Below are 23,750 nucleotides of genomic sequence, written 5' to 3' on the forward strand. Positions count from 1 at the left end.
AGCGGCCTTATCTGACGGCTTTGCAACAGTCGCGGCCTTGCCTGCGGACGGCCGACGTGGTTTAGAGACTCAGCTAAATCGGAGGCCAACCATGGACAAGTTCACGACGCTCACCGGGATTGCCGCGCCGCTGCCGTTGATCAACATCGACACGGACATGATCATTCCCAAGCAGTTCCTGAAGACGATCCAGCGGTCGGGCCTGGGCAAGAACCTGTTCGACGAGATGCGCTTCAACGAGGACGGGTCGGAAAACCCCGATTTCGTGCTGAACCAGCCGGCCTACCGCGAGACCGAGATCCTGGTCGCGGGCGACAATTTCGGCTGCGGCTCGTCGCGTGAACATGCGCCCTGGGCGATCAAGGATTTCGGCATCAAATGCGTGATCGCGCCCAGCTTTGCCGACATCTTCTACAACAACTGCTTCAAGAACGGCATCCTGCCGATCGCCCTGCCCCAGGACGTGGTCGACATGCTGATGAAGGACGCGGAAAAGGGCGCCAACGCGCGGATGACGGTCGACCTGGAAAGCCAGACGATCACCACGTCCGACGGCGAGGTCGTGACCTTCGAGGTCGACAGCTTCCGCAAGCATTGCCTGCTGGAAGGGCTGGACGACATCGGCCTGTCGCTTGAGAAGGCGGCCAGCATCGACGCATTCGAAACCCAGGCCACCACGTCGCGGCCCTGGGTCTGATCCGGGCCGAACGGCCGGCAGGAAGACGGGTGGCCCACGGCCCCCGATGTTGATGACGGGCGGTCCGACGGGCCGCCCGATGTCGTTTCGGCAGGTGTCGGGCGCGGGGGCGGGGCGGTTTCGGGGCTGCCGGGCGGCCGCGCAGGATCACCGCTTGGTGGCGCCGACGGCCGGACGTTGCGCACCCCGGACCGGCCGGGGCAAGGGCGTGGACGGCGACAATGGCGGGCGGAACGGCCGGCTTGCCCGCCTATGAACACTTCAACTGCGGGCCACAACATCTTGCGATACCTGTCATTTCCGCAGCAAAAGCATGTCAGGTTGATGCAAAGTGGCACCAGTTTCTCCATGGAATCGCCTTAAATCTTAACCCTAATCACATCGCGCCTTGAGCGGGACGGCGAAGGCCTGCACAAATAAGGCAAGAATGAGGCAGCCCGCCCCTCGGGGCGGGATCAAGTTGGAACAACGGCGCGGCAAGGTATCGCTCCGGTCCGGTTTGAAGGGAAACGAGACGTGCTCGGACGTGTAACCGGTGCGCTGACGCGTGCCTTGCTGGTCGGATTGCTGGTGGCGACACCGGCCCTTCTGCTGCCGCCGATGGCCGCGACAACCACCGAGATCGTCCTTCTGATCGCCATCCTGGCCAGCACCCTGACCTTCATCGAATATGTCTCGACCTATCCCAGCCTGATCGAATTCCGCGATGCCCCACCGATCAACCGGCTGCGCTTTGCCTCGCTGTTCTCGATGATCTTCTTCCTGACTGTCATCTTCAACCATGCCCTGGCGCCCACCCCCCTGTCGGCAGCCATCGAAGGGCTGGGCGGGATGGTCGGTCGGGCGCTGGATTTCCCCTATTCGCCGGTGCACCTGGCGATGCTGATGGTGCCCGCCGATACCCCGGCCGAGATGCTGACCGCCGTCCGGGCGGCGGCGGGGCTGGCGCTGATCATCGCGCTGATGACCGTGGGGCTGTTCATCGTGACGGTGCGGCTGGCCGGCTGGCCGACCAATGCCGGGGTGTTCAACGTCTGGATCAACCTGCCGCTCTTCGATCCGACGACCGGGGGTGACGTGATCCTGCGGCTGCAGCGCGACGGGCGGATCAACCTGATCGGCGGGGCGCTGATGCCTTTCCTGATCCCGGCGCTGGTCACCGTGGGCTCGGCGATCACCGGGCCGCTGGTGGTGGCCACGCCGCATGTGCTGATCTGGGCGTTCAGCGCCTGGGGCTTCCTGCCGGCGTCGATGGCGATCCGGGGCATTGCCATGCTGCGGGTGGCCGAGCTGATCGAGGACAAGCGCCGCCGGGCCTATGCCTCGGCCAAGGACATGCAGGCGGCATGACCCGGGCCGTCGCAGCGGCGGTCCTGACGTTTCTCATCCTGTTGCTGGCCCTGCCCGGCGCGCTGCACGCGCAGCCCGAGCGGCTGCGCGTGGCGCTGCTGGATGCCGAGCTGCGGCGCGACGGGCCGGGGCTGTTGCTGCGCGACATCCAGAAGGGCGATGCGCAGGTCGATGCCGTGGTGGCGGTGATCGCCCATGCGCGGCCCGACGTGCTGGTCCTGCTGGGCTTTGACTGGGACCACGACGGCCGGGCGCTGGCCGCGCTGGCCGACCGGCTGGCCGCGGCAGGCGCGGGCTATGACCACCTCTTCACCGCCCGGCCCAACAGCGGGCGGGCCAGCGGCATCGACCTGGATGGCGACGGCCGGCGGGGCGGACCGGGTGATGCCCAGGGCTATGGCCATTTCACCGGCCAGGGCGGCATGGCCATCCTGTCGAGACATCCGATCCTGGCCGGGGACATGCACGATTTCTCGGGGCTGGCCTGGGCCGATCTGCCCGGGGCGCTGTTGCCGGTCGACGCGGCGGGGGGGCCGTTTCCGTCGCAGGCCGCGCAGGAGGCGCAATTGCTGTCGAGCCGGGCCCATTGGGTGGTGCCCGTGGCGCTACCCGGAGGGCAGGTGATGGAGCTGCTGAGCTTTCACGCCGGCCCGCCGGTCTTTGACGGGCCCGAGGATCGCAACGGCCGGCGCAACCATGACGAACTGCTGTTCTGGCGCCATTACCTGGACGGGGTCTTCGGGCCCGGGCCGGGGGCGTTTTATGTGCTGGCCGGCGGGGCGAACCTGGATCCGTTCGACAACGACGGGCGGCATGGGGCGATCCGGGCCTTGCTGGAGGATCCGCGTCTGGTCGACACCCGGCCGGCCAGCCCCGGGGCGGCCGGGGCCGGGACCCAGGGCCATGCCGGACCCGATGCGCTGGACACGGTGGATTGGGGCTTTGGCCGGTTCCGGGTGGATTACGTGCTGCCGGCGCCGGGGTGGACGGTGCTGGACAGCGGCGTGCTGTGGCCCGGCCCGGATGATCCGCTGGCGGAGGTGGTCACGGCGGCCAGCCGGCACCGGCTGGTCTGGGTGGACCTGGCCCTGCCCTGAGCCAAGCCGCGCCCCTGCCCGGGACCGGCGCGGGGCGGCCGGCTGGACGGCCGGATATTTGAGAAGAGAAGGAAGCAGCAGGTCAGAGCGGGCGGATGGCGCGGGCCAGGGCTTCGTCCACGGGCGTGTCGGGGCAATCGGGGCAGAGCGCGCGGAAGCGGGTGCCGTCGAGGCTGTGGGGGAGCGACCAGAGGTAGCGCATTTCCAGCAGATGGCGGGCCAGGGGCCAGAACGGGCGGGCCAGGCGAAGCTGCCACCAGGGGAAGCGGTGGATGCGCAGGGGGTGGCCGACGAGCCCGGCGAGGTGATCGGCCATCTGTCGGCCCGACAGGGTATAGCCCGGGAAGGGGATGTCGGCGAAGGCGGGCAGGTCGTCGGCACGATCCGCCAGGGCGACCATGGCCCGGGCGAGATCGGGCAGGAAGGCCCAGGCATGGGCGGCATCGGGATCGCCGGGCCAGGTGAACCGGCCCCGGGCGATACCCGGGGCGAGCATGCGGTCGAACCAGTTGCCCGAGGCTTCGGTATCGAGGAAATCGCCGGCGCGCAGCAGGATGGTGCGGGTGCCCGAGCGGCGATAGCTGTCTTCCATGGCGATGCGGATGCGGCCCAGCGGGTTGGTGGCGCGATGGGGCGACGCGGCCGACCAGGGGGCCGGCGAGGACGGGCCGAAGACATAGACATTGCCCGGCACGATGACCGTGGCCCCGGCGGCCAGGGCGGCCTGTTGCACGGCGTCGTGCAGGGCCGGGACCTGGGCCTGCCAATCGGGATAGGGCGGGTTCCAGGCATTGACGATGATCCGGGCGCCGCGGGCGGCGGCGGCCAGATCGCCGGTGGCGCGGTCGAACCGGCGGACCTGCCAGCCGGCGGCGGCAAAGGCCTGGGCGGCATGGCGGCCCATCCGGCCGGAACCGCCGAGGATCAGGGCAATGCGGGTCATGGGAGCCTCGATGCTGTTGGGATTGCGGCGAGGATAGCCATTCCCTTTGCAAGGGGTAATTGCAGGTTTGCGCAGGTCTGGTATTCACTGATGCATGGCTCAGGTGGATGGATTGCGCGACTGGACGCTGGTTCAGTCATTCCTGGCGGTGGCCGAGACCGGCTCGCTGTCGGCGGCGGCGGCCCTGCTGGGGCGCAGCCAGCCGACGCTGGGCCGCCAGGTGGCCGCGCTGGAAACCGCGCTGGGGGCGCAGCTGTTCGACCGCCATGCCAGGGGGCTGCGGATCAGCCCGGCCGGAACGGCGCTGCTGCCCCATGCCCGGGCCATGCGCGGGGCGCTGCACGGGCTGACCATGGCCGCCGCCGAACAGGCCGGCGAAATGGCCGGCACGGTGCGCCTGACGGCCAGCGTGTTCCTGTCGCAATATGTCCTGCCGCCGGTGCTGGCCGGCATCCGCCGGGCCGCGCCCGAAATCCGCATCGAGCTGGTCGCCTCGGACGAGAGCGAGAACCTGCATTTCCGCGAGGCCGACATCGCCCTGCGCATGTACCGGCCGGCCCAGCTGGACATCGTCACCCGCCACCTGGCCGATATCGAGATCGGGGCCTTTGCCGCCCGGAGCTACCTGGACCGGGCCGGGCGGCCGCAGGACATCTCTGAACTGGCCGGCCACGACCTGGTGGGCTTTGACCGCAATCCGCTGATCATCGACACGATGCAGGCGCTGGGGCTGAGCCTGGCCCGCGAGGATTTCGCCGTGCGCTGCGACAACCAGGCGACCTACATGGCGCTGATCCGGGCCGGCTGTGGCATCGGCTTTGCCCAGGTGCCGGTGGGCCGGGCCGAACCGCTGGTCGAACAGCTGCCAATGGACCTGGGCGTGCCGCCGCTGCCGGTCTGGCTGGCCGCCCATGAAAAGATGCGCCAGAGCCCGCGGATCCGCCGGGTCTGGGACCTGATCCTGCGCGACCTGCCCCCGCGCTGCCGGGTGGCGAGTTGACGCTTGCCCCGCGGAACGATAGCTGGAACGCGATCTGCTGATATAAGGGGGAGCCCATGTCCAATCCGTCCATTCTGATCCTGCCGGGCGACGGCATCGGTCCCGAGGTCATGGCCGAGGTGCGCCGGGTCATCGACTGGTTCGGGACCAAGCGCGGCCTGGTCTTCGACGTGAGCGAGGACCTGGTCGGCGGGGCGGCCTATGACGCCCATGGCACGCCCCTGACGGACGAGACGATGGCCAAGGCCCAGGAGGTCGATGCCGTGCTGCTGGGCGCCGTGGGCGGACCCAAGTACGACGTGCTGGATTTCTCGGTCAAACCGGAACGCGGCCTGCTGCGCCTGCGCAAGGAAATGGACCTGTTCGCCAACCTGCGCCCGGCCCAGTGTTTCGACGCGCTGGCCGATTTCTCGTCGCTGAAACGCGACGTGGTGGCCGGGCTGGACATCATGATCGTGCGCGAGCTGACCTCGGGCATCTACTTCGGCGATCCGCGCGGGATCATCGAGGAAGGCAACGAGCGGGTGGGCATCAACACCCAGCGCTACACCGAGAGCGAAATCGACCGGGTGGCGCGCTCGGCCTTTGAACTGGCGATGCGGCGCAACAAGAAGCTGTGTTCCATGGAAAAGGCCAATGTCATGGAATCGGGCGTGCTGTGGCGCGAGGTCGTGACCGAGGTGGGCAAGGATTACCCCGAGGTCGAGCTGTCGCACATGTATGCCGATGCCGGCGCCATGCAGCTGACCCGCTGGCCCAAGCAGTTCGACGTCATCGTCACCGACAACCTGTTCGGCGACATGCTGTCGGACCTGGCCGCCATGCTGACCGGCTCGCTGGGCATGCTGCCCTCGGCCTCGCTTGGCCTGCCGATGGCCAATGGCCGGCCCAAGGCCCTGTACGAACCGGTGCATGGCTCGGCTCCCGACATCGCCGGCCAGGGCAAGGCCAACCCGATCGCCTGCGTCCTGAGCTTTGCCATGGCCCTGCGCTATTCCTTCGACGCGGGCGACGAGGCCGACCGGCTGGAAGCCGCGATCGAAACCGTGCTGGCCGAGGGCAAGCGCACGCCCGACCTGCTGGGCGAGGAGGGCGTCGAGCCGGTGTCGACCACGGGCATGGGCGATGCAATCCTCGCGGCGCTCGACGGGTCGCTCTGACAACGGGCAGTTGTCCGTCTGAACAACGGGAAAGCGCCTTCACGGGCGCTTTTTTCGTGCGCTCATGGTATCATCCGCCTGTTGAGCCGGCGCAGGGGCCGGCAGGTAGGGGGTACTTCAATCATGTTTCAGAAACTCGCGGCCGAGGCGTTCGGCACCTTCTGGCTTGTCTTCGGAGGCTGCGGCGCGGCCATTTTCGCGGCGGCCTTCCCGGGGCTGGGCATCGGCTTTGCCGGGGTGGCCTTTGCCTTCGGCCTGACGGTGCTGACCATGGCCTTTGCGGTCGGCCATATCTCGGGCGGGCATTTCAACCCGGCGGTCACGCTGGGGCTGGTCGTTGCCGGGCGGCATGACAAGGGCGAATTGCTGCCCTACTGGGCGGCCCAGCTGGTCGGGGCGATCCTGGCCGCGGCGGTGCTTTTCGTCATTGCCAGCGGGGTCGAAGGTTTCAGCCGGGCCGATGGCTTTGCGGCCAATGGCTATGGCCCGCTGTCGCCGGGCGGTTACAGCCTGGGCGCCGGGCTGGTGGCCGAGATCGTGCTGACGGCCTTCTTCCTGATCGTCATCCTGGGCGCCACCGATGCCCGGGCGGCCCCCGGCTTCGCGCCCATTGCCATCGGCCTGGCCCTGGTGCTGATCCACCTGATCAGCATCCCGATCACCAATACCTCGGTGAACCCCGCACGCTCGACCTCGCAGGCGCTCTTTGCCGGCGGGCCCTGGATCGCCCAGCTGTGGCTGTTCTGGCTGGCCCCGCTGGCCGGCGGCGCGCTTGGCGCGCTGTGCTACACGGCGATCGGCCGCCAGCCGGTCGAGGCCTGACACCGCGCCCGGATCGGCCGCAACCGGCCGGTCCGGGCCCATCGCCCGACCTTGAACCGGCCATGACCGCCGCCGCGTCCGGGGCGCGCTGATTGTTCCCCGTCGACCGGCCCGACGGCCCCGACCCGTGGCCACAAGGCATCAAAACCCGGGCAGCCCGGCCGACTGGCGAAAAATGGCCGGGGTTTGCCCCCGGACCCTCCTTGACGATGGCCATAGATCCTGCACGGTGGCGGGAACACCCAAGGTCATGGACATGTCAGATACCGCAAAGAACAATCTTCGCGGCGTAGCTTTCGCGCTGGCCGCCTTCGCCATCTTCTCGACCCACGATGTCATCGTGAAGGTCCTGGGACTCAGCTATTCGACCTTCCAGATCATCTTCTTCGGCGTGCTGTTCAGCTTTCCGCTGGTCATGCTGATGCTGATGAGGGACACGACAAAGGGCAACCTGCTGCCCCGCCATCCCTGGTGGACGGCGCTCAGGACCGTGTCCGCGATGATCTCGGGGATCTGTGTCTTCTTCGCCTTCTCGGCCCTGCCGATGGCCCAGGTCTATGCCATCATCTTCACGATGCCCCTGCTGATCACCGTGCTGTCGATCCCCATCCTGGGCGAATCGGTCGGCCCGCACCGCTGGGGCGCCGTGGCCGTCGGGCTGATCGGCGTCATCGTCGTGCTGCGCCCGGGCGGGGCCGAGCTGGGCCTCGGCCACCTGGCCGCGCTGACCGGGGCGTTCTTCGGCGCCCTGGCCGCGATCATCGTGCGCAAGATCGGCCACGAGGAACGCAGCGCCGTGCTGCTGCTCTACCCGATGATGGCCAATTTCCTGGTCATGGCCGCCGCGATGCCCTTTGTCTACGAGCCGATCCACATCGAATCGCTGGGCCTGCAGGGGCTGATGGCCTTCTTCGCCTTTGTCGGCGGGCTGTGCCTGATCCAGGCCTACAAGTCCGGCGATGCGGCGATCGTCGCGCCGATGCAATATTCCCAGATGATCTGGGCCGCGATCTATGGCGGGCTGTTCTTCGGCGAAGTGCCCGACACGGTTACCTGGATCGGCGCCGGGATCATCATCGCCTCGGGGCTCTACATCGTCATCCGCGAGAACTTCGGCGGCACCTCGGCCAACCGCCCGGTGGTCAGCACCAAGTCGCGGGTCGGCACGCCGACAAGCCCGCGGGTGCAGATGTTGCAGTCGCTTGTGCGCCGTTCGGCGAAAAGAGCGGTCTGAGGCTCTTGCAAATCCCTGGCGGACCCGTTACGGGGTCCGTCACGGTCGGAGCGTAGCTCAGCCTGGTAGAGCACTGTCTTCGGGAGGCAGGGGCCGGAGGTTCGAATCCTCTCGCTCCGACCAATTTCACAACACTGAGATCCACCCCCTTCGGGGGATGTGATGCGGGCCTGTCCGCGCGTCCCGACGCGCAGGGGTCTGGCCTGTGCATCCCTGCCGCGTGGGGGGCTGGTCTGTGCAGCACTGAGGCGCAGGGCTCTGGCCGCTGCGCCGCTGGTTCCGGCACCCTCAAATGTGCATCGCCGACTCGCCGCGGACCCCGTGCGGCTGGCACGCATTGTCCTGGACCATCCCCCGTTCGCCCCGCCCCTGCTGAGGCCCGGACCTCTGCATCGCTGACATCTGACCCCCGGCCAACGCATCGCCGGCGCGTGAAACCCCGGGGCACGACCGCGCCGCATGGGGCCTTTTGCCCGCCCCGGTTGCCCATCCTGCCCCGGCCCGCTCCCTGTCGTTTTTTTGGGCGCCCCGATTTTCCCTTTGGAATCGGGCGATTGCCTTTGCGCGGGTCGGAATTTCATTCACAGCCGACTGAAATGTCAAAACGGCCGTATTGACATGTTGATGTGCCAATCGTCACATTCACACAACGAAAGGCGGTATTCGGATGTACGATCCCAGCTCTCCCCTGTTGCGCAGCGGCGCCGCCCCCGGCGGTGTGCCCCAGCCCGATGCCAAGGCCCGGTTCGCCGAAGACCGGCTGCTGGATGCCGTGGTCTGGTGCGAGGTGACCCCGGGCGAGACGATCACCGAGGCCGACGTGATGGAGCGGTTCGGCCTGACCCGCGCCGCCGCCCGCGCCGCGCTGACGCGGCTGGGCTATGATGGCTGGGCGCAGCCGCTGGCCCGTCTGGGCTGGCAGGTCGCGCCGGTCACCGGCGCGCTGATCGGCGAGGTCCTGGCCGCCCGGCGCATCGCCGAACCGGCGCTGGCCCGGGCCGTGCTGAGCCAGGCCCAGCGGGACGAGGTCGCCCGGATCGGGGCCATGCTGGACGCCGTCAGCCGCCAGGGCGAGACCGGCGCCGTGGTGACCTTTCGCCATTTCGTCGACGAGATCGACGGCACCCTGCTGGGCGCGATCGACACCTTCACCGCCCGCCACCTGCGCAAGCTGTGGCACCATTCGGCGCGGATCACCCGGCATCTCGAGGACGCGACCTCGGGCCATGTGTTCCAGCGCAACGACATCTTCGACCTGGTCCGGGCCGTGACCACGGGCGACGGCGACGGGATCACCGCCGCCCGCCTGGCGCTGATCGACGCGCAGGAACGGTTCTTCATGCGCCAGCTTCTGAAAAGCGACACGCCGATCGCCCCCGGCAGCGGGACGACCCGGCGCTCGACCCCAGACAACGCTGCCACCAACGGGAGAATAACATGACCACCCTTGCCAAAGGCCTGCTGTCCGGCGTGGCCCTGGCGGTGCTTGCACTGCCCGCCTTTGCCCGCGACCTGACCATCGACCTGACCGGCGAGCCGTCTTCGCTGGACCCCCACATGCAGTGGAACCCGGACAGCTATTACGTCTATCGCAACATCTTCGACAATCTCGTCACCCGCGACAACGACGGCACCATCGTGCCCCAGATCGCCACCGACTGGGATTATGCCTCGGATACCGAGCTGGTGATGACCATCCGCGACGACGTGGTGTTCCACGACGGCACGCCGCTGACGCCCGAAGACGTGGTGTTCTCGGTGCAGCGCATCATCGACCCGGAATTCGGCTCGCCGCAGCTGGGCCAGTTCAACCAGATCGAGACGGCCGAAGTCGTCGAGGGCAACAAGGTCAAGCTGACGACCAAAAGCCCCTACCCGGCCCTGCTGGCACAGCTGGTCAAGCTGTCGGTCGTGCCCATGCATGTCGTCGAAGAGCTGGGCAAGGACGGGTTCAACGCCGCGCCCGTCGGATCTGGACCTTATGCCTTTGGCAACTGGGACCGCGGCGTGTCGGTCACGCTGACCCGGAATGACGCCTATTGGGGCGACATTGGGCCCTTCGACAATGCCATCTTCCGGGCCGTGCCCGATGCCGCCACGCGCATCGCCGACCTGCAGGCCGGGGCCGCCGACCTGGTTGTCGGTCTCGACAGCGACGGGGCGATGCAACTGGCCGGCAACCCGGCGGTCAAGACCCTGTCGGCCCCGACCGAGCGGGTGGCCTACCTGGGCTGGAACCTGGACAAGCCTCCGTTCAGCGACCCCGACCTGCGTCGGGCGGCCTCACTGGCCATCGATTCCCAGGGCATTGCCGAGGGCCTTCTGGGCGCCGGCGAAGTGCCCATGGCCCAGCTGTCGAGCCCGGCCCATTTCGGCTATGCCGAGGGTATCGCGCCTTATGAATACGACCCCGAGCAGGCCGCCGAGATCGTCGCGACCAAGGCCGACCTCGCCGCGACCCCGGCCACCTTTGCCACCGCGCCGGTCTTTGACCAGCGGGTCGTGCAGGCCCTGCAGCAGATGCTGAACGATGCCGGGTTCAACGTGTCGATCTCGATGACCGACATGCCGACCTACCTGGCCGCCGCCCGCGCGCCCGACCGGGCCGAACGGCCCGAGCTGAGCTTTGGCCGCTGGTCCTGCGCCTGCCAGGATGCCGATGGCATCGCCTATCCGCTGCTCTATTCCGACAGCTCGTGGAGCCGGGTGAACAACCCCGATCTGGACGTGCTGCTGGACGAGGCCCGGACCTCGCTGGACGAAGACGTCCGCCAGGGCGCCTATGAAAAGGTCCACCAGATCGTGCGCGACGATTACCTCGTGCGGCCGATCTATCAGGCGGCGGTTCTCTATGGCGCGGTCGACGGGCTGGATTTCACGCCCACGGCCAATGAAAGCATGTTCCTCAACCGCATGAGCTGGTCCGAGTAATGCTGAGATTCCTCCTGCAAAGGGGCGGCCAGGCCCTGGTAGCCGTGTTCGGGGTCGTGACGCTGGTGTTCTTCATCCAGCGCCTGACCGGCGACCCCGTGCTGCTGCTGGTGCCGGAAACCGCCACGCGGGAGGATATCGAGGCCATGCGCGTGACGCTTGGCCTCGACCGGTCCCTGGTCGTGCAATACATCGACTTCCTGGGCGACATGCTGCGGTTCGACCTGGGCCGCAGCTATGTCCAGAATGCCCCGGTCTGGGACATCCTGGTCAGCCGCATTCCCAAGACCCTGCAACTGGCGGCCGGCGCGCTCTGCGTCGCCCTGCTGATCGGCCTGCCGCTGGGCCTGACCATGGCCCTGACCCGGGGCCGGGCGGTGTCGCGCTGGATCATGGGCCTGGTGCTGGCCTTCCAGTCGCTGCCGACCTTCTGGAGCGGCATCATGATGATCCTGGTCTTCGGCGTCTGGCTGCGCTGGCTGCCGCCGTCGGGCACGGGCACGCTGGCCCACCTGGTCATGCCGTCCATCGCCCTGGGCCTGCTGTCGCTGGCCACCTATGCCCGGATCACGCGCAGCGCGGTGATCGACGAGCTGGGCAAGGATTACGTCCGCTCGGCCCGCGCCCGGGGCGTGGGAACGGCCCGGCTGGTGCGCCGGCACCTGATGCGCAACTCGCTGATCCCCGTCATTTCCATCACCGCGCTCGAACTGTCCCAGCTGCTGGCCGGCGCGGTCATCGTCGAAACCGTCTTTGCCTGGCCCGGGCTGGGCCTGCTGACGGTCCAGAGCATCGCCGCCCGCGATTTCATGGTCGTGCAGGCCGTGGTCCTGCTGGGCGCCTTCGTGACCATTGCCGCCAACCTGGCGGCCGACATTCTCTATACCGTGGTCGACCCCCGCGTCCGCCTGACGGGCAAGGCCTGAGGAGCGGCAGAGCATGGCCCAGCCCACCACCCCCCGCCCCGCTGCCCGGCCCTTCCCGCTGTCGGCCGACCGCCTGCGCCGGGCGCTTGGCTGGTGGCCCGCCGCCCTGCTGGGCGCGCTGGTGCTGATCGCGCTCTGCGCGCCCTGGCTGGCGCCGATGGATCCCGACCGGCAGAACCTGCTGGCCCGGCTCAAGGCGCCGGGCTTCGAAGCCCGGGGCGCCACCTATGTGCTGGGCTCGGACGAGCTGGGCCGCGACGTGCTCAGCCGGGTGATCTATGGCACGCGGATCTCGATCTCGGTCGCCGTGCTGTCGGTGCTGCTGTCGGGCGTCGTCGGCACGGCCGTGGGCATGGCCGCGGCCTACCTGCGCGGCTGGACCGAAACCGTGCTGATGCGCCTGGTCGACATCTTCCTGTCGATCCCCGCGATCCTGCTGGCCATCATCACCGTGGCCGTGCTGGGCCCGGGGTTCATCAACATTATCCTGGTGCTGGCCCTGACCCGTTGGCCGCGTTACGCCCGGGTGGCCTATGGCCAGACCCTGGCCATCGCCGACCGGCCCTTTGTCACGCTGGCCCGGGCCATGGGCGCCAGTACGCCGCGCGTCCTGGCCCTGCATATCCTGCCCAACATCATCGGCCCCCTGCTGGTTGTCGCCACGCTGGAATTCGGCCTGATGGTCCTGTTCGAAGCGGGGCTCAGTTTCCTGGGCCTCGGTGTCCAGCCGCCCACGGCCAGCTGGGGCGCCATGCTGTCGACGGGGCGCAATTACATCGCCACGGCCTGGTGGATCGCCACCTTCCCGGGGCTTGCACTGTTTCTCCTTGTTCTGTCGGCCAACATGATCGGCGACCGGCTTGGAGACCTGATCGGAAAGGGACGTTGAATGAATTTCGGTGACGAATTCGAAGGCAAGCGCGTGGTCGTCACCGGCGCTGCCGGGATCATGGGCCGGGCGCTGGTCGAAACCTATGCCGCGGCCGGGGCCGAGGTCTGTTCGGCCGACATGTCGACCGAGGGGCTGACCGGCTTTGCCGTGGCCGCCGACCTGACCACCGATGCCGGGCTGGCCACACTGATGGATGCCGTGGCCGCGCGCTGGGGCGCGCCGGACATCGTGGTCAACAACGCGGCAATCTATCCCTCGGCCTTCCTGCTGGACATGACGATGGACGATTGGGACAGGATCATGGATCTCAACGTCCGCGCGCCCGTGGCCCTGATGCGCGGCTTTGCCCTGCAGATGATCCAGGCCGGGGTGAAGGGCTGTTTCGTCAACATCTCGTCGGGCGCCGCGCGCAAGATGCGCCGCACGGCGGTGACCTATTCGGCCTCCAAGACCGCGCTGGACAGGTTCACCAAGGGCTTTGCCGTCGAGCTGGCCGAATTCGGCATCCGGGTGAATTGCCTGGAACCGGGCTTTGCCGCCGGCAGCGCGGTGTCGTCGCTGAGCCAGGAACATATCGACCGGGTCACGGCCAACATCCCGCTCGGCCAGCAGACCACGGCCGAGGATGTCGGCAATGCCGCGCTCTACCTGTCGTCGCAGGCGGCCAGGAACGTCACCGGCACTTCGCTGGCCGTCGACGGAGGCAATTCGGCCGGCACGATGGATGTCTTCCAGGACAAGAAGTCGCCGCTATGATCTGGGACGCCCCGGATTACCGATGGCCCGGCGGCTACAAGGCCGCGGCCTGTTTCAGCGTCGATGTCGACGCGCTGTCACCCTACCTGTGGCAGATGCGCGACGGCCTGCCCCGCACGCTGGCCGTGACCGAACATCGCCAGTACGGCATGCGCACCGGCTTTCGCCGGATGGTCGCCATGCTGGACCGGCTGGGCATCAAGGGCACGTTCTTCGTGCCGGCCGTGGTGGCCGAGGACAACCCCGAGCTGCTGCCCGGCCTGCTCGAACGTGGCCACGAGATCGGCCTGCACGGCTATTTCCACGAGCTGGCCGGCGAGATCACCGACGACCAGTTCACCTATGCGCTGGACACCTCCATCGCGCTGTTCGAATCGCAGACCGGGCAAAGCCCGGCCGGGTTCCGCTCGCCGGCCTGGGAAATGACGCCCCACATGCTGGCCGAGCTGAAACGCCGGGGCCTGTGGGACAGTTCGCTGATGGGCCATGACCTGCCCTACCGGATCGACGACGTGACCGAGGTGCCCGTGCGCTGGGACATCGACGACGCGATCTTCTTCAAGTTCCTCGGGCCCGGCGACCGGCCGGCCCGGTCGCACCTGGAGATCGGGCGCAGCTGGGCCGACGAGGCCCAGGCCCAGATCCGCGACGGCAGCCTGTTCATGATGACGGTGCACGACTGGATCTCGGGCCGGGCGGCCCGGATCGACATGCTCGAAGACCTGTGGCGCAGCCTGGTCGACGACGGCCGGGTCTGGGTGGCCACCTGCGGCGAGATCGCCCGCCACCACGACAGCCAGGCAGGATTCGAGACGACGACCGGCGGGATAGAGCCGGTGAAGGACAGGGGATTCAGATGACGCAGGCTTCGAGCAGCGCCACCGCGGGCGACAGGCCCCGGGGCAGCACCCGCCAGGCGGGCCAGACCTGGGCCGTGACCAAACCGCAGGTCAGCTCGGCCGGCGGGATCGTCGTGGCCCAGCACCACGAGGCCGCCCGCGCCGGGGCCGATGTGCTGGCCCGGGGCGGCAATGCCATGGATGCGGCGGTGGTCACGGCCTGCGTGCTGTCGGTCGTCGAGCCCTGGCTCTCGGGCTTCGGCGGCGGCGGCTTCCTGCTGCATGCCGCGGCCGAAGGCCCGGTCGAGGCGCTGGATTTCAACGTCGTGGCCGGCTCGGCCGTCGATCCGGCCGATTACCCGCTGGTCGGCGACCGCGATGGCGACTGGTTCGACTGGCCGGCGGTCGAAGGCAACCGCAACCTGATCGGCCCGGCCTCGATCTGCGTGCCCGGCGCCGTGGCCGGGCTGGCCGCCGCGCTGGAGCGCCACGGCACCCTGTCCTGGGCCGACGCCCTGGCCCCGGCCATCGAGATGGCCGAACGGGGCATGCGCGTCGACTGGTTCGCCGACCTGGCCTTTGCCATCGACACGCCCGGCCTGCGCACCAACCCGGCGGCCCGGGCCCTGTTCCTCGATCCCGACGCCCGCCGTTGCGACCCCGAGGATGCCACCGCCCGCTACCTGCCGATGCCCGTCAAGGCCGCCATGCTGCGCCGGCTGGCCGAGGCCGGGCCGCGCGATTTCTACGAAGGCCAGATCGGCCGCGACCTGGCCCGCGACCTGGCCACGATGGGCGCGCCGGTCACCGCCCGCGACCTGGCCGCCTGTGCCCCGGCCTGGTCGGCCCCGGCCACGATGACCTATCGCGACCGCCAGCTGCATGTCATGGACGGGCTGTCGGGCGGGCCCAGCCTGCTGCGCGCGCTCGGCCTGCTGCCCGACGACATCGCCGGGCTGACCCCGGCGGCCCGGGCCGCGGCCTATGCCGATGCCATCCGCGATACCTACGAGGACCGGCTCAAGACCCTGGGCCATGCCGCCGCCGGAGGCGATTGCACCAGCCACCTGTCGGTCGTCGACCGCCATGGCAACATGGTCGCGCTGACCAACACCCTGCTGTCGCGCTTCGGGTCCAAGGTTGTCGCCCCGTCGCTGGGCCTGCTGATGAACAACGGCATGATGTGGTTCGACCCGCGGCCCGGCCAGCCCAATTCGATCGCTCCCAGCGCCCGGCCGCTGGCCAACATGACCCCGCTGATCGCCACCCGCGACGGCCGGGCCGACATCGCCCTGGGCGCGGCCGGCGGGCGCCAGATCTTTCCGACCGTGCTGCAATTGCTGTCCTATCTCGTCGACCTGGGCATGACGCCCGAGGCCGCCCTGCATGCCCCGCGCATCGATGCCAGCACGCCGACAATCTTCGTCAACCGCGCCGCTCCGGCCGATACCGCCACGGCCATCGCCGCCCGGCACCCGGTGCAGATCACCGAAGACGCCGTCTGGCCGGTCCAGTTCGCCATCCCCTCGCTGGCCGTGTCGGGCCGGGGACAGGGGCCGAACACCGGCGCCGCGCATCCGGTCAGCCCCTGGGCCGCGGCCATCGCCGAGCCGCCCGCCACAACCGGTGCCGCGCCGTGAGCCTGCTGCAGATCTCCGACCTGGCCATCCGTGCCGGCGGGGCCGACGGGCTGTCGCTGGTCGATGGCGTGACGCTCGACATCGCCCCGGGCGAGGTCGTGGCCCTGGTCGGAGAGAGCGGATCGGGCAAGTCGCTGACCGCCCTGTCGGTCATGGGCCTGCTGGCCGAGGGGCTCCAGGTCACCGGCGGGCAGATCCTGTTCGATGGCACCGACCTTCTGTCGCTGCCTCCCGACGGGCTGCGCCGCCTGCGCGGCCAGGACCTGGCCATGATCTTCCAGGAACCGGTTTCTTCGCTGAACCCGCTGGCCCCGGTCGGCGACCAGGTCGCTGAAAGCCTGATCGTCCACGGCAAGGCCGGCCCGGCCGAAGCCCGCGCCCAGGCCGTCGAGATGCTGCGCCGGGTCGGCATCCCCGAACCGGAACGCCGGGCCCGCCAGCTGCCGGCCGAATTGTCCGGCGGCATGTGCCAGCGCGTGATGATCGCCGCCGCGCTGATCTCGCGGCCCCGCCTGCTGATCGCGGACGAACCGACCACCGCGCTCGACGTCACGATCCAGGCCCAGATCCTGTCGCTGATGTCCGAACTCGCCGCCGAGGCCGGCACATCCGTCCTGCTGATCACCCATGACATGGGCGTCGTGGCCGAACTGGCCGACCGGGTCTGCGTGATGTACGGCGGGCGGGTTGTCGAACAGGGGCCGGTCATCGATCTCTTCGACGCGCCCCGCCATCCCTATACCTCGATGCTGCTGCGCACGATCCCCCGGCTGGACGAAACCCCGGGCGGCGAGCTCTTTGCCATCCGGGGCAGCGTGCCCAGCCCGCGCGACTGGCCCGACGGCTGCCGGTTCCGCACCCGCTGCCCCCGGGCCTCCGATGCCTGCGCCGCCCGGCCCCGGCTGGACGGCGGCACCCATCGCGCGGCCTGTTTCCACCCGATGGAGGCCCGGCCATGAGCGCCCTGCTGCAGATCGAGGACCTCAAGGTTCATTTCCCCGTGCGCACCGGCCGTTTCGGCGGCGGCGAAGGCCTGGTCAAGGCCGTCGACGGCGTGACGCTTGAGATCGGCGCGCATGAAACCCTGGCCATCGTCGGCGAATCCGGCTGTGGCAAGTCGACCATGGGCAATGCCGTGCTGGGCCTGGCCCCGGTGACCGAAGGGCGCATCCGCTTCGATGGCCGCGACCTGTCGGACCTGTCGGCCGAGGGGCGCAAATCGGTCTGGCGCGACATGCAGGTCGTGTTCCAGGACCCGGTTTCGGCGCTCAACCCGCGCCGGACCATTGCCCAGTCCATCGCCGAGCCGATGGTCATCCAGGGCTGGGACCGCAAGCGCATCGCCGCGCGGGTGGACGAGCTGATGGACCAGGTCGGGCTGAACCCCGACCAGCGCAACCGCCGGCCCGCAGCCCTGTCGGGCGGCCAGCGGCAACGGGTGGTCATCGCCCGGGCGCTGGCGCTCAACCCCCGGCTGGTGATCTGCGACGAGCCGGTCAGCGCGCTGGACGTGTCGATCCAGAGCCAGATCCTGAACCTGCTGATGCGGCTGCAACGCGAAGCCTCGCTCAGCTATCTGTTCATCTCGCATGACCTGTCGGTGGTGCGCCATATCGCCGACCGGGTGGCCGTGATGTACCTGGGCCTTGTCGTCGAACAGGGCCCCGCGGCCGAGGTCTTTGCCAACCCGGTGCATCCCTATACCCAGGCGCTGCTGTCGGCGATCCCCCAGCCCGATCCGCGCGGCCGGGCCGAACGGCGGCGCATCCTGCTGCAGGGCGACCTGCCCAGCCCGATGGACCCGCCCGCCGGCTGCCCCTTTGTCACCCGCTGCCCCCTGGCCGAGCCGCGCTGCGGCCAGGCCCGCCCGCCGCTGACCGACCACGGCGCCGGCCATCACGTGCGCTGTGTCGTGCGCCAACCGGCCGAGGCGTGATATCACCGGATCAATGGGTTATGCGGAGATGTGTCCCATAAATAGGACACAATAATCTAAAATGAGACACCGGACTGAGCCGGACCCCTTGCCGATAGGGCTGCGTAATTGCAGGGTCCGGCCCAGTGGGATCCGGCTCATCTATGAATTTTGCGCTCGTAATCGCTTTATCACCCGGAGCCGACCAAATGCGCCGGGCTTCATGTCCTTGGGTCGAACGACGAGGCGCAACGGTTCAAAGAAAAATGCCGGGCCCGGATATTTTTCGCGAGCGCGCTACAGGAAGCGGACGGGCTTGGTGTAGGTCAGAAGCACGACACAGCCGTCGCGGCTGTGCACCGAATGGCGGCTGCCCCGGGGGTTGATGACGTAATCGCCCTTTTCGTAGGTGCCGAATTCGTCCGTCTGGCTGCCGTCCAGGACGAGGATGGTTTCCACGTCCACATGCAGATGCATCGGCGCCTGCGCCCCCGGCTCGTACCACAGGATCGCCACGCCCGGCTCGCCCTTCAGCAGCCAATGGGCGACGATCCCGGGCTTGAAGGGCTCATAGGCCAGATCCTTCCAGCCGCCGCCGATCAGGTCGCGGGTGATCTTGGGCTCAAGCATCGAGCGCCTGCAGGATGGCATCGGTGGGCGCGGCCCAGCCGACGATGGCGCCCTGGGCGGTGATCATCTCGATCGCGGCCTGTTTGAAAGCGGGGAAATAGCTTTCGGTGGCATCGGTCGCCAGCAGGCAATCATACCCCCGATCATTGGCCTCGCGCATGGTGGTCTGCACGCAGACCTCGGTGGTAACCCCGGCAAAGACCAGCTGTTTCAACCCTTTGTCGGCCAGCACCGCACCAAAGGACGTGGCGTGAAAGGCGCCCTTGCCGGGCTTGTCGATGACGGTTTCGCCGGCAATCGGGTACAGCTCGGGGATGATGTCGGCCCCCGGCTCGCCGGCGATCAGGATGCGGCCCATCGGCCCGGGATCGCCGATGCGCAGGCTTGGCTGGCCCCGGTCGCGCTTGGCCGGCGGCAGGTCGGACAGATCGGGCCGGTGGCATTCGCGAGTGTGAATCACCGGCAGGCCCGCAGCACGGAACCCGGCGAGCAGGCGCGCGGTGGTCGGGATGATCTGTCTCAGAAGTGAGACATCGTTGCCCAGAGTCTCACCAAAGCCGCCCGGCTCGCAAAAGTCGCGCTGCATGTCGATGACCACCAGCCCCAGGCCGGACGGGTCAAAGGGAAAATCGAAGGGATCGGCCTTGATCACCGGCATCACGCATGTCCCGCCATGTAGGAACCGATCTGGCTTGTGTCCGCGTTCTGAGAGGTTGTCTCAAATGCGATCTGCCCCTCGGACATCACGACAATGCGGTCCGACAGTTCGAGGATCTCGTCCAGGTCCTCGGAGATCAGCAACACGGCCACGCCGCGATTGCGGGCCTCGACAATGCGCTCGCGGATCGCGGCGACAGCGGCAAAATCCAGGCCGAAACAGGGGTTTGCAACGATCAGCAGGTCGACATCGCCGGTCAGCTCGCGCGACAGCACGGCGCGCTGCACATTGCCCCCCGACAGGGCGGCAATGGGCGCATGGGGCGAGGCGGTCTTGACGTTGAACTCGGCAATCCGGGCCTGCGCATTGGCCAGGATCTGGCGCGTGCTCTTCCAGAACCGATGCCCGCCGGGCTGCTCATCAAAGATGCGAAAGGCGATGTTCTCGGCCACTGACATGCGCGGCGCACAGGCGTTTTGCAAAGGTTCTTCAGGCAGATAGCGCACCTTCAGCGCCTTTTGCTCGCGGCGCGTGGCATGATAGGGCGCGCCGTGAATACGGATCTCGCCCCCCGTCAGCCGGCGCTGGCCGGTCAGCATCTCCATCAGCTCGGTCTGGCCGTTGCCCGACACGCCGGCCACGCCGAGGATCTCGCCGGCCTTGACCTCCAGCGCGGCAATATCGATGGTCTTCAGCCCCGACCGGTCCGTCGCCCGGGCGCCCTGCATCGTCAGCACCGGCGCGCCCGCCGTTTCGCGGCGCGTGACCTGCGCCACCTCGGGCTGGGCGCCCATCATCATGCGGGCCATGTCGTCATGGCTCAGATCCCGGACCGCGCCGTGCCCGGCCAGCTTCCCGCGTCTCAAAACTGAGACATCATCGGCAAAAGCGGTCACCTCGCGGAACTTGTGGGTGATCATCAGGACCGAGATCTGCCCGGCTTCGCACAGCGCCCGGACATGGCCCAGCACCTCGTCGGCCTCGGCCGGGGTCAGAACCGACGTCGGCTCGTCCAGGATCAGGAAGCGCGAGCCGAGATAAAGCTGCTTAAGGATCTCCAGCTTCTGCTTTTCCCCGGCCGACAGGCGCGACACGGGGCGGTCCAGCGGTACCTTGAAGGGCATCGAGGACAGGAACGCATCAAGCCGGGCGCGTTCGGCCCGCCACTGGATGACCGACGGCGCATCGGCGCGTGAGATCACCAGGTTTTCGGCCCCGGTGAGCGAAGGCACCAGCGTGAAATGCTGATACACCATGCCCAGGCCCAGCTTTTGCGCATCGACCGGGTCGCGGATGATGGCATCGCGGCCATCGACCAGCACGTTGCCTTCGGTCGCGTGGTAAAAGCCCATCATGCATTTCACCAGCGTCGACTTGCCCGCCCCGTTTTCGCCCAAGAGCGCGTGAAAGGTGCCCTTGCGAACCTTCAGCGTGACATTGTCGAGCGCGGTGAAAGCGCCGAACCGCATGGTCATGGCAACGGCTTCGACCTCGATGGCGGCGCTCATGGGCTGGTCCTTTCCGCGATGATGGCCACCGGCCCGCCGCCGTCGGGGCCCTGATGTTCGGCCCCGCCCGACACGTAGATGTCGGTGCGCCCGGCCAGCCCGGCCAGCGCGCCGCCGACAAAGGCGCGGGCATGGCGGGTGGCGGCGATGTCGCTGTCGTCGAGCATGATGTGGCGGTTGCCGCGAATCCGGCCGGTCGTGCCCGGTTCGGCCTTGGCCAGCAGGGCCTTGAGCGTCGACGTGGCGCCGATGCCCAGCCGGTCCATGGCGGCACGGACCGGGGCGATGTCGATCTGGTCGGCCATGACGGCATGATCGATGGTCAGCGGGCCGGTCCAGGCGTCGCTCATGCCCATGACGATGATCTCGTGGCCCATCAGCTCGATCCCGGCCGAGGTGGAGGCGCGGGCGGAATAGACGGAGGGATCAGCGAGGATGGCGGGACTGGCAGCCCCGGCGGTGGTCTCGCCCAGAGCCACGGCCACGCCAAGAGCCGAGGCGCCCCGGGAAAAGCCCATGGATTTCAACGTGTCGGTGGTGGTTGTCGCGGCTCCGCGACCGGCGGCGTCCGCCACGCGGGCGGCGGTCAGCAAGGGGCATTTGATCTGGACGAAATGCACGTCTTCGGGCGCGGTGATGCCGGCCTTGGCCATGGCCTTGGTCACGCCTTCGGCGACCACCTCGATCTGCGTGGCGGTGCCGATGTCTTCGGGCGCCAGGTCGCGGGTGATGACCGATCCGATGGCCAGCGCGGGGTCGGGGCCGGAGGTGTCGTCGTCCAGCACCTCGAAGGTCAGGATGTGCGGCGCCAGCCCGCCTTCGGTGCCCCCCGACATGACCATGGCCACGCCCTTTGCATCCGCGCCCAGGGCGGCGGTCAGGGCCTGGACAGAGAACGCCCGGGTGAAATCGTTGACGCAGCCGTTGCCCTCGGTCTTGCCGAGGATGGCAACAAGGCGCGTGGGGTCGATACGGCCGTCGGCGATGCGGTCGGTCAGGCCCGAGGTATCATCGGGCGCGGAGGTGTGGATCAAGTGCAGGCGGGCGCGGGGCATGTCAGCCGAGCGCCTCGATCAGGCTGGCGCTGTCGCTCACCGCGCCAAAGACACCGCCCTGCATCGTCACCATTTTCAGCGCCGCGTCGTGGTTGCCCTTGTCGGTGGCCCCGCAGCAATCGGACAGGACAAGGCATTCAAAGCCCCGGTCGTTGCCCTCGCGCATGGTGGTCGACACGCAGACGTCGGTGGTGATGCCACAGATGACCAGGTTGTCGATGCCCTTGGTGCGCAGGATCAGTTCCAGGTCGGTGGCGCAGAACGACCCCTTCCCGGGCTTGTCGATGATGATCTCGCCCGCGTTTGGATAGAGGTCGTCGATGATGTCCCAGCCCGGCTCGCCCCGGATCAGGATCTTGCCGCAGGGGCCGGGATCGCCGATGCCCGCGCCGATCTGTTGTGACCGCCAGCGCTTGTTGGCCGGCAGGTCGGACAGGTCGGGGCGATGGCCTTCGCGGGTGTGAAAGATATGGTAACCCTTCTCGCGCATCTTGGTCAGAACGGCCTTGATCGGCTTGATCGGGGCCTGGGTCAGCGACAGGTCATAGCCCATGGCATCCACGTAACCGCCCTTGCCGCAGAAATCGGTCTGCATGTCGATGATGATCAGGGCGGTGTTGTCCGGGCGCAGGTCGCCGTTCCAGGGCCATTGATAGGGGTTGGCGTCGACATGGGTCATTCGGCGGCGTCCTTCTGCGTCTCGCCGAAAAGGCGCGTGGGGGCGGGGAAGCCTTCGCCGGTGCCGTCGGTGACCTTGACCTCGTCCTCCCATGGCAGGCGGTATTGGCCGGCGGCCAGGTCGGTCATGTAGGTATAGGGGCAGTCCTGCGCGCCGCCTTTCACCGCCACGTAGCCGCGATGACCGAACTGGTAGGGGTTGTTTTCCACGCCCCAGCCGGTGCGCGCCTCGCGGATCAGGTCGGGGCGCAGCTCGGCGGTGATGATCTCGTCGGCGCGGCCGGAGGTTCCGTGAGCGATGACCGAGCCGTCGAAATTGCAGATCATGCCCTCGCCCATGGAATCAAAGGTGCCATCCGATCCGCACATGCAGACGTTGACCGTGGCCATGAGGTTGCAGAAGGCGTTGGATTGGTTGGTGAACCGCCAGCTGTCGCGGATCGGCGCGGTATAGCCGGCGGTGCGGATCATGATCTCGGCGCCCTTGTAGGCGCATTCGCGGGCCATTTCGGGGAACATGCCGTCATGACAGATGATCAGCGCGAGCTTGCTGCCGTTCGGCCCGTCGCAGACCGGAATGCCCTGGTCGCCCGGCTCCCAGGGTTCGACCGGCACCCAGGGGTGCATCTTGCGGTAATAGAGCTGGATCTCGCCCGTGTCGTCGATGATCAGGCCGGAATTGTAGGGCATGCCCCCGGGGTTGAGCTCCATGATGGAAAAGCAGCCCCAGATCTTGTTGTCGATGCAGGCCTGCTTGAAGGCAGCGACCTCGGGCCCGTCGAGCGAGCACATGATGTCGGGATTGATGTCCATCGACAGCCCGTGCAGCGCGTATTCGGGAAAGACCACAAGGTCCATCGTGCCCATGTTGCGCCGGGCCTTGCCGACCAGTTCGACGATGCGCGCGGTCTGCGCGGCCAGGTCGTCTTTTGTGATCACAACCGGCAGCTTCAGCTGCACCAGCCCGATGACCACGCCATTTTCGGATTTGTTCAGACCGCCGAGGCCGTTCATGAGAG

At 68.1% G+C, this 23,750-nt stretch carries 23 protein-coding genes and 1 tRNA gene; 17 read left to right on the forward strand and 7 right to left on the reverse strand.

All coding sequences use genetic code 11. The annotated features are described in order from the left end of the window. Positions 1–91: 91 nt before the first annotated feature. The 3 genes from leuD (at position 92) to ACK3BB_RS01705 (ending at position 3,144) form a co-directional block, all read left to right on the forward strand. A complete protein-coding gene (gene leuD / locus ACK3BB_RS01695) occupies positions 92–697 on the forward strand; it encodes a 3-isopropylmalate dehydratase small subunit (protein ID WP_428926997.1) in 606 nt (201 codons plus the stop codon). 516 nt (positions 698–1,213) lie between these two features. Next, positions 1,214–2,047: a hypothetical protein gene (locus ACK3BB_RS01700; RefSeq protein WP_428926998.1), complete on the forward strand. Its 834-nt coding sequence runs from the start codon at positions 1,214–1,216 to the stop codon at positions 2,045–2,047. Further along, on the forward strand, positions 2,044–3,144 hold the full coding sequence (locus ACK3BB_RS01705; RefSeq protein WP_428926999.1) for an endonuclease/exonuclease/phosphatase family protein: 1,101 nt from the start codon (positions 2,044–2,046) through the stop codon (positions 3,142–3,144). Before ACK3BB_RS01700 ends, ACK3BB_RS01705 begins: the two co-directional genes overlap by 4 nt. An 82-nt stretch (positions 3,145–3,226) precedes the next feature. Here ACK3BB_RS01705 and ACK3BB_RS01710 read toward each other — a convergent pair whose 3' ends face one another. Beyond that, on the reverse strand, positions 3,227–4,087 hold the full coding sequence (locus ACK3BB_RS01710) for an epimerase (RefSeq protein ID WP_428927000.1): 861 nt from the start codon (positions 4,085–4,087) through the stop codon (positions 3,227–3,229). 103 nt (positions 4,088–4,190) lie between these two features. Between ACK3BB_RS01710 and ACK3BB_RS01715 the strand changes: the two genes are divergently transcribed. From ACK3BB_RS01715 to ACK3BB_RS01780, 14 genes are all read left to right on the forward strand, one after another. Beyond that, entirely contained in the window at positions 4,191–5,087 is an 897-nt protein-coding gene (locus ACK3BB_RS01715; RefSeq protein WP_428928803.1) for a LysR family transcriptional regulator, read from the forward strand. 56 nt (positions 5,088–5,143) lie between these two features. Next, positions 5,144–6,247: a 3-isopropylmalate dehydrogenase gene (leuB, locus tag ACK3BB_RS01720; RefSeq protein WP_428927001.1), complete on the forward strand. Its 1,104-nt coding sequence runs from the start codon at positions 5,144–5,146 to the stop codon at positions 6,245–6,247. Positions 6,248–6,370: 123 nt separating this feature from the next. Next, positions 6,371–7,069: an aquaporin Z gene (aqpZ, locus tag ACK3BB_RS01725; RefSeq protein ID WP_428927002.1), complete on the forward strand. Its 699-nt coding sequence runs from the start codon at positions 6,371–6,373 to the stop codon at positions 7,067–7,069. A 256-nt stretch (positions 7,070–7,325) separates the two neighbouring features. Next, complete coding sequence (locus ACK3BB_RS01730; RefSeq protein ID WP_428927003.1) at positions 7,326–8,303, forward strand: DMT family transporter; 978 nt, start codon at positions 7,326–7,328, stop codon at positions 8,301–8,303. 46 nt (positions 8,304–8,349) lie between these two features. Beyond that, positions 8,350–8,426, forward strand: a tRNA-Pro gene (locus tag ACK3BB_RS01735). A gap of 544 nt (positions 8,427–8,970) precedes the next feature. Continuing rightward, complete coding sequence (locus ACK3BB_RS01740) at positions 8,971–9,744, forward strand: hypothetical protein (protein ID WP_428927004.1); 774 nt, start codon at positions 8,971–8,973, stop codon at positions 9,742–9,744. Then, positions 9,741–11,234, forward strand: coding sequence for an ABC transporter substrate-binding protein (locus ACK3BB_RS01745; RefSeq protein ID WP_428927005.1), 1,494 nt, complete (start codon positions 9,741–9,743; stop codon positions 11,232–11,234). The genes ACK3BB_RS01740 and ACK3BB_RS01745 overlap by 4 nt, the downstream gene beginning before the upstream one ends. Beyond that, positions 11,234–12,160: an ABC transporter permease gene (locus ACK3BB_RS01750; RefSeq protein ID WP_428927006.1), complete on the forward strand. Its 927-nt coding sequence runs from the start codon at positions 11,234–11,236 to the stop codon at positions 12,158–12,160. The genes ACK3BB_RS01745 and ACK3BB_RS01750 overlap by 1 nt, the downstream gene beginning before the upstream one ends. Positions 12,161–12,173: 13 nt before the next feature. Beyond that, entirely contained in the window at positions 12,174–13,049 is an 876-nt protein-coding gene (locus tag ACK3BB_RS01755; protein WP_428927007.1) for an ABC transporter permease, read from the forward strand. Continuing rightward, entirely contained in the window at positions 13,050–13,808 is a 759-nt protein-coding gene (locus tag ACK3BB_RS01760) for an SDR family NAD(P)-dependent oxidoreductase (protein WP_428927008.1), read from the forward strand. After that, positions 13,805–14,668: a polysaccharide deacetylase family protein gene (locus ACK3BB_RS01765; RefSeq protein ID WP_428927009.1), complete on the forward strand. Its 864-nt coding sequence runs from the start codon at positions 13,805–13,807 to the stop codon at positions 14,666–14,668. Before ACK3BB_RS01760 ends, ACK3BB_RS01765 begins: the two co-directional genes overlap by 4 nt. Next, positions 14,665–16,287, forward strand: coding sequence for a gamma-glutamyltransferase (locus ACK3BB_RS01770; protein WP_428927010.1), 1,623 nt, complete (start codon positions 14,665–14,667; stop codon positions 16,285–16,287). Before ACK3BB_RS01765 ends, ACK3BB_RS01770 begins: the two co-directional genes overlap by 4 nt. Beyond that, positions 16,284–17,246: an ABC transporter ATP-binding protein gene (locus tag ACK3BB_RS01775; RefSeq protein WP_428927011.1), complete on the forward strand. Its 963-nt coding sequence runs from the start codon at positions 16,284–16,286 to the stop codon at positions 17,244–17,246. Before ACK3BB_RS01770 ends, ACK3BB_RS01775 begins: the two co-directional genes overlap by 4 nt. Next, entirely contained in the window at positions 17,243–18,223 is a 981-nt protein-coding gene (locus tag ACK3BB_RS01780) for an ABC transporter ATP-binding protein (RefSeq protein ID WP_428927012.1), read from the forward strand. Before ACK3BB_RS01775 ends, ACK3BB_RS01780 begins: the two co-directional genes overlap by 4 nt. A 276-nt stretch (positions 18,224–18,499) precedes the next feature. Here ACK3BB_RS01780 and ACK3BB_RS01785 read toward each other — a convergent pair whose 3' ends face one another. From ACK3BB_RS01785 to ACK3BB_RS01810, 6 genes are read right to left on the reverse strand one after another with little or no spacing between them, the layout of a single operon-like run. Beyond that, positions 18,500–18,832 (reverse strand): cupin domain-containing protein, encoded by a 333-nt coding sequence (locus ACK3BB_RS01785; protein WP_428927013.1) that lies wholly within the window; start codon positions 18,830–18,832, stop codon positions 18,500–18,502. After that, positions 18,825–19,490 (reverse strand): cysteine hydrolase family protein, encoded by a 666-nt coding sequence (locus ACK3BB_RS01790; RefSeq protein ID WP_428927014.1) that lies wholly within the window; start codon positions 19,488–19,490, stop codon positions 18,825–18,827. The genes ACK3BB_RS01785 and ACK3BB_RS01790 overlap by 8 nt, the downstream gene beginning before the upstream one ends. After that, complete coding sequence (locus ACK3BB_RS01795; RefSeq protein ID WP_428927015.1) at positions 19,490–20,998, reverse strand: ABC transporter ATP-binding protein; 1,509 nt, start codon at positions 20,996–20,998, stop codon at positions 19,490–19,492. Before ACK3BB_RS01795 ends, ACK3BB_RS01790 begins: the two co-directional genes overlap by 1 nt. After that, the gene (locus ACK3BB_RS01800) at positions 20,995–22,053 is read right to left on the reverse strand and encodes a ring-opening amidohydrolase (RefSeq protein WP_428927016.1); all 1,059 of its coding nucleotides are present in this window, start codon (positions 22,051–22,053) and stop codon (positions 20,995–20,997) included. Before ACK3BB_RS01800 ends, ACK3BB_RS01795 begins: the two co-directional genes overlap by 4 nt. Position 22,054: 1 nt before the next feature. Then, positions 22,055–22,732, reverse strand: a complete 678-nt coding sequence (gene biuH, locus ACK3BB_RS01805) for a biuret amidohydrolase (protein WP_428927017.1) — start codon at positions 22,730–22,732, stop codon at positions 22,055–22,057. Beyond that, on the reverse strand, positions 22,729–23,745 hold the full coding sequence (locus ACK3BB_RS01810) for a formamidase (RefSeq protein ID WP_428927018.1): 1,017 nt from the start codon (positions 23,743–23,745) through the stop codon (positions 22,729–22,731). The genes biuH and ACK3BB_RS01810 overlap by 4 nt, the downstream gene beginning before the upstream one ends. Positions 23,746–23,750 lie beyond the last annotated feature (5 nt).

It is taken from the genome of Marinibacterium sp. SX1 (assembly GCF_050389775.1).
Lineage (GTDB): Bacteria > Pseudomonadota > Alphaproteobacteria > Rhodobacterales > Rhodobacteraceae > Marinibacterium.